The sequence below is a fragment of the Delftia sp. ZNC0008 genome, assembly GCF_000799035.1.
Taxonomy (GTDB): domain Bacteria; phylum Pseudomonadota; class Gammaproteobacteria; order Burkholderiales; family Burkholderiaceae_C; genus Comamonas; species Comamonas tsuruhatensis.
In genome coordinates this window covers 1-6,403 of sequence record NZ_JTKZ01000675.1, presented here as the reverse complement: position 1 = coordinate 6,403, position 6,403 = coordinate 1, and the positions used below count along the sequence as shown (strand labels likewise).

Genomic DNA, 6,403 nt, shown 5'->3' with positions numbered 1-6,403 from the left:
CCGCGTTGATCCTGGGCGACACCTACACCGACGGGGAGATCATGGACTCGGTCTCCTTCCGCGGCCTGCGGCTGCGCACGGACGACCGCATGCTGCCCGAGTCGCAGCGCGGCTTCGCGCCCGTGGTGCGCGGCGTGGCCAATTCCAACGCCCGGGTGGTCATCCGCCAGAACGGCATCAAGCTGCAAGAGACCACGGTGGCACCGGGCGCCTTCGTGATCGATGACCTGTACCCCACCGGCTATGGCGGCGACCTGCAGGTGGATATCGAGGAGGCCGACGGCTCCGTGCGTTCCTTCTCGGTGCCCTATGCGGCCGTTCCTCGTTCGCTGCGCGAGGGCCAGCACCGCTACAGCCTCACAGCAGGCGCGGTGCGCGGCCTGCGTGAGAGCGCTCCGCTCTTCTCGCAGGCAGGCTGGCAGTACGGCCTCTCGAACATGCTCACGGCCTATGGCGGCGCCACGGTCGCCAAGGGCTATTTCTCGCCCACGCTGGGCGCCGTGTTCAATACACCATGGGGTGCCTTTGGCCTGGACCTCACACACGCCAGCACCCGCATCCCCCATGACCGCAGCTACTCAGGACAAAGCCTGAGAGTCACCTACGCCAAGACCTTCCCGGAGTCCGGCACGGGCATCACCCTGGCTGCCTACCGCTATTCCACCAACGGGTTCTTCGGCATCAACGAGGCCATGCGGGCGCGCGACCTGACCCGGCCCGCTGCCAGCGGCGCACCGCCCCTGCTGTCGCGCCCGCGCACGCGCGCCGCAATGACACTGAGCCAGCGCCTGGGCGAGCAAGGCGGCAACCTGAGCATTTCCGCCTCCATGGACAACTACTGGAACCGCGCGGGCCGCCGCGTGGACTACACGCTCAACTACAGCAGCTCGTGGCTGGGCGTTCCCTACAACCTGTCGGCCTCGCGCCAGCGCGATGCCTGGGGCCGCCCCAGCACGCAGCTGTACGCAGGGGTGACGATTCCGCTGGGGGCGGGAAAGCCCAGAGTCATGAGCCGTTTCACACATGACTCGCGCGGCGGCAACCAGTTGCAGGCCAGCACCTACGGGCAGGCCGGCAGCGATCTCTCCTATGGCCTGAATGCCGAATACGGCAGCAGCGGCAACCAGGGATCGCGCCTCAATGCAGGCGCCAATGCCCTCTACCGCCGCCCGTACACGCTGTTCAGTGGCAGCGTGAGCGCGGGCCGGGCCGGCCAGCAACTGTCACTGGGCGCGCGCGGCGCCTTGGTCGCCCATCCCGGAGGGGTCACGCTGTCGCAGCCCCTGGGCGAGACCTTCGCCATCGTGCAGGCCCCGCATGCCGAGGGCGCGCGCCTCACCAATGCGCCCGGTGTACGCATCGATGCACGGGGCTATGCCGTGGTGCCCTACATGACACCCTACGCCATGAACGAGGTGTCGCTGGACCCCAAGGGCATGTCAATGGATGTGGAACTGCAGGAAACCAACCGGCGCGTCGCACCGGTGGCCGGTGCCGCCGCCATGGTGGTGTTCAGGACGGCCTACAGCCGCTCGGCCGTGCTGCGCCTGACGCAGGCGGACACGTCGCCCGTGCCTTTCGGCGCCGTCGTCTCGGACGAGAGCGGCAAGGACCTGGGCATAGTGGGCCAGTCCGGCAAGCTGATGCTGCGCGGCCTGTCGGACCAGGGACAGTTGCACGCCCAGTGGAAGGCCGGCGATGGCACCGCCCATTGCAGCATGGCCTATTCGCTGCCGGCGCGGGAGCGCTCCACCGGCTCCCGTGTGCCAGCCAGCATGGACCTGCACTGCGTGCCGTCCCATCTTGCCGCAGCGCCGTCCCATCAGGCCGCGCTGACACACAGAGCCGAGACCTCGCGCCCCATCGCCATCCGCCAGTCCAGCCTGCCCTTCCAGGCCGAGAAGCACCTTGGCGATTTGCGGCTGAGCCTGCGCATCAGTGTCTTGCGCACCACGGCCGATGCGAAGCAGTACACGGGCCAGGTGCAGCCGCCCTTGGCGCCGGACGGCCAGGCAGACAACAGCCCTGGCCTGCGGATCGATCGCAGCCTGGTGGGTGAATTGCGGGACTCGCCGACACAAGCCCAGGCCTCGGTCGGCGTCTGAACCGACGCGGTACATGGCGGTGCCCACCCACTTTCCGGCACGCGGTCCGCCGGTCACCTGCCCTGCGATATTGAAATCCAAGAACCGCCTTTTCTTTCAGCAACGGAGCATTTTCATGACCATTACCCGTGCCATCGCATTGTCCTCAGTACTCTTCATTTTTTCCATAGGCCAGGCATACGCGCAAGCTTTTTGCTCTAACGATGGAGTCGGCAATTCCATCAACGATGGCAAAAATCACTATGTCCTCCTGCCCAGTAGAACGCTGGAGGTCCCACTGCCGTTTGATATTGAATCTCGTGCAATCGGCAGTGTAGTGGGCCGCGTCGCCTTTCTCCCTTATATCATCAACAAGAAATATACTGGAATGAAAGGGGGTGCAATGTTCTGTGCAAAATACCAAACCTCTGGCTGGTATGGCGTGGGCACCTTTCACCAGAAGCACCGGGCTTATGAGAGCTCCATTCCCGGCATAGGACTGCGCATAGATTTCAGAAAAATGCCTGTTCCGACCGACCCAAGCAATGCAATACAGAGCTACTTTCCCATCCAGGAACTGTCCGATGCTCCCATCTATATCTATCTGGTGAAGATTGGCCCGATCAAACAGGCAGGACCCCTCAAAGGGGTTTTCCTTCAATACAAGGTCGACGACGTGGTCATCGCCCAATACCAGTTTGACCGTGAGGCCACCGCTCCGACCGGTCCGTTCTGCACCGCGAGCCTCAGCGCAGAGAACCCGGCCACGGCCGCCGTCGCCCATTCTTCCGGTCGCCCCGCTGCTGAGGGCAGGCTGCCGGAAATGATCGCCAAAGCTCCATCCTGCCTTGCGGATGAACTGCCAGGCATCAAGCCGGTCATGGGAAGTTCCAGTGTCGCCCAGCTTTCGTTCAACCGCCACTGATCCCAAGCCTGCCTTTGCGAGGGCCTTGGAGCAGGCGCTGCACTCCTCAGAGATGCCATGCGCCTGCACATGCCAGGGCTAACGGCACACGGCACAAGACGCCACGTTGTTCTTTCGAAGTGGCGCCTTGATTCCAGATGGAGAACCAGAATGAATATATACAAGCTTTTCGCATTTTCCATGGGAATCATTTTTTCCACCATTTCCGCATCCCATGCAGCAATCTGCATGCCGGCTGACTCCAATCCGACCACTGATGGAAAGAACCATTACATTGCATCTTACCCCGTGAATCAGGTCCTGAGTTTACCCATCAACATAAACTCCGAACCAAACGGCAAAGTGTTTGCAACAATTCCGATTAAACCAGTAGTCAACAACAAGACTCATTCATCAATAATTGCGCAAGTGGTTTGCTCCGGCGCTAGCAGACCTTCATTTTCAGGAATCGGAGCACCTGATGTCAGAATCTACCCCAGCAATGTCTCCGGAATAGGATTGCGCATATCGATGAAGGGGATTGGAACAATTCCCAACGAACTGCCCATACTGACAAATTCGTATCCCATTCCCGAGGGAGAAAATTTCATCATTACAATAGAATTCATAAAAACAGGACCCATCAGTACTATTTTTGGAGATATCCAACTGGCAGGACCATACATGGAAATGAAAATTGCCGGAGCACTCGCCGCGCAATACGTTTTCTCCGGTGTCACCCTGGTCCCCACCAATCCCACCTGCACGCTGGTGTCGGACAGCATCAGCGTACCGCTGGGCACGCATCCCGACACACGCTTCACGGGTTTGGGTGCGACCACGGACAAGGTGCCCTTCTCCATCGAGCTGAGCTGCTCCGGCGGCGACCCGAACACCCAGATCAAGCCTTTCGTGACGCTGTCGGGCACGACGGACACGCAAGTCCCCTCAGTGCTGGCGCTGACCGGCTCGCAGGTCAGCGGCGTTGGCGTGGAGGTGCTGAGAAATGGCGCGGTCCAGGGCTTTGGCGCAGCCAACGGCTGGCAGGCGGGCACGATTTCGCAGGGCACGGCAAATTTCCAGATCGACCTGGAGGCGCGCTACCGGCAGATCAGGAATACCGTGAGCGGCGGTGGCAGTGCAAATGCCTTGGCGACCTTCACCATCGACTACCAGTAGGCCGGTCGCAGCACGGCCGTAACACGGCGGTATCGGCTTGGGCCGCGAGACAAAAGGGTTAACCCCAGTCCAAAAACGTCGCAACCTCTGCGACATTTCAACCAAGCAAGGTTGCACCATGTCTTCTTCATGGTGCATCTCCATTCGCATTTCCCACCTTTCCATTCCTCACTGACACACCATGTCCACCACCGTAGGCATCAAGGTTGATGACGCCCTGCGCGAGCGCATCCGCATCTCCGCCCAGCAGATCGGGCGCACACCGCACTGGCTGATCAAGCAGGCCGTCGTCCGGTACGTCGATGCCCTGGAGCGCGGCGCAACCACCATCCGGCTTGCAGGCGCAGGCGACAGCCCTGGCGATGTCACGATCGAAGAGGCGCAACCCAACACCAGCCAAGAGGTGCAACCCTTTCTGGAATTCGCCCAATCCATCCTGCCGCAGACGCCGTTGCGCGCTGCCATCACGGCCGCCTGGCACCGGCCCGAGCCCGAGTGCCTGCCCGTGCTGCTGCCGCTGGCACGCGCCCAGGATGCCCAGCAGGCCGACAGGGTGCGCGAGCTGGCGACCCGGCTGGTACAGGGCCTGCGCGATGCGCCGGCCGGCAGCGGCGTGGCGGCGCTGGTGCAGGAGTTTTCCCTGTCCAGCCAGGAAGGCGTGGCGCTGATGTGCCTGGCCGAGGCGCTGCTGCGCATTCCCGACCGCGCCACGCGCGATGCGCTGATCCGCGACAAGATCAGCAAGGGCGACTGGCGTGCCCATGTGGGCCGCTCGCCCTCGCTGTTCGTGAACGCGGCGGCCTGGGGCCTGGTGCTGACGGGCAAGCTCACATCCACCAGCAGCGAGAAGAACCTGTCTTCGGCGCTGACGCGCGTGATCGGCAAGGGCGGCGAGCCCCTGATCCGCCAGGGCGTGCACCGCGCCATGAAGCTGATGGGCGAGCAGTTCGTGACGGGCCAGGACATTGCCGAGGCGCTGGCCAACAGCCGCGCCTATGAAAAGCAGGGCTTTCGCTACAGCTACGACATGCTGGGCGAGGCGGCCGCCACCGATTCCGACGCACAGCGCTACCTGCAGGCCTACGAGCAGGCCATCCACGCGATCGGCGCGGCGTCCAACGGGCGCGGCATCTTCGAGGGGCCGGGCATCTCCATCAAGCTGTCGGCCCTGCACCCGCGCTACAGCCGCGCGCAGTACGAGCGTGTGATGGCCGAGCTGCTGCCGCGCGTGCTGCGGCTGGCCGAGATGGCCAAGCAGTACGACATCGGCATGAACATCGACGCCGAAGAGGCCGACCGGCTGGAGCTGTCGCTGGACCTGCTGGAGGCCTTGTGTGCCGCGCCCTCGCTCAAGGGCTGGAACGGCATAGGCTTCGTGGTGCAGGCCTATCAAAAGCGCTGCCCGCAGGTGCTGGACCACCTGGTGGACCTGGCCCGCCGCAGCCGCCGCCGCCTGATGGTGCGGCTGGTCAAGGGCGCCTATTGGGACAGCGAGATCAAGCGCGCCCAGGAAGGCGGCCAGGCCGGTTACCCCGTCTATACGCGCAAGGTCTATACGGACGTGAGCTACCTGGCCTGCGCGCGCAAGCTTCTGGATGCGCCCGACGCCGTCTACCCCCAGTTCGCCACGCACAACGCGCAGACGCTGGCCAGCATCTACCACATGGCCCAGGCTGTGGGCGGCAGCTACTACAGCGGCCAGTACGAGTTCCAGTGCCTGCACGGCATGGGCGAGCCGCTGTACGCACAGGTGACGGGCCCGGCCTCCGAAGGCAAGCTGGCCCGCCCCTGCCGCATCTATGCGCCCGTGGGCAGCCATGAGACGCTGCTGGCCTATCTGGTGCGCCGCCTGCTGGAAAACGGTGCCAACACCTCGTTCGTGAACCGCATCGGCGACGCCTCCGTGCCGGTCTCCGAGCTGGTGGCCGACCCGGTGGACGAGGTGATGAAGATCGCCCGCGTTGAAGGCCGGCTGGGTGCGCCGCACCCGCGCATTGCACTGCCGGCCGACCTGTTTGCACGGCAGGGCGAGAAAGACGCGCAGGCCCGCGCCAATTCCCAGGGCCTGAATCTGGCGCACGAGCAGCAGCTGGCCTCATTGGCCGCCGCACTGCTGCACAGCACGCGCCAGACTTATCTGGCCGCGCCCGCAGAGGCCGACCTGCCTGCCGACCCGGCGCGTGCCGAGGGCTGGCAGGCCATGCGCAATCCGGCCGAGCTGTCCGACATCACGCGG

4 protein-coding genes are annotated in these 6,403 nt (G+C 63.8%); all 4 read left to right on the top strand.

The genetic code is table 11. From position 1 onward, the window contains the following. On the top strand, positions 1-2,105 hold a 2,105-nt coding region (locus tag L995_RS22090), incomplete at its 5' end, for a fimbria/pilus outer membrane usher protein (RefSeq protein WP_047473727.1). A 13-nt stretch (positions 2,106-2,118) separates the two neighbouring features. Beyond that, the gene (locus L995_RS22085) at positions 2,119-3,009 is read left to right on the top strand and encodes a hypothetical protein (protein WP_156136113.1); all 891 of its coding nucleotides are present in this window, start codon (positions 2,119-2,121) and stop codon (positions 3,007-3,009) included. 150 nt (positions 3,010-3,159) lie between these two features. Further along, positions 3,160-4,167 (top strand): fimbrial protein, encoded by a 1,008-nt coding sequence (locus L995_RS32245; protein ID WP_197065175.1) that lies wholly within the window; start codon positions 3,160-3,162, stop codon positions 4,165-4,167. 181 nt (positions 4,168-4,348) lie between these two features. Further along, the coding region (locus L995_RS22075) for a proline dehydrogenase family protein (RefSeq protein ID WP_047473724.1) at positions 4,349-6,403 on the top strand (2,055 nt) is incomplete at its 3' end.

Bases quoted from the DNA above. Each gene is read 5' to 3' on its own strand.
- L995_RS22085 (WP_156136113.1), top strand. From the start codon at position 2,119: ATGGCGGTGCCCACCCACTTTCCGGCACGCGGTCCGCCGGTCACCTGC.
- L995_RS32245 (WP_197065175.1), top strand. From the start codon at position 3,160: ATGAATATATACAAGCTTTTCGCATTTTCCATGGGAATCATTTTTTCC.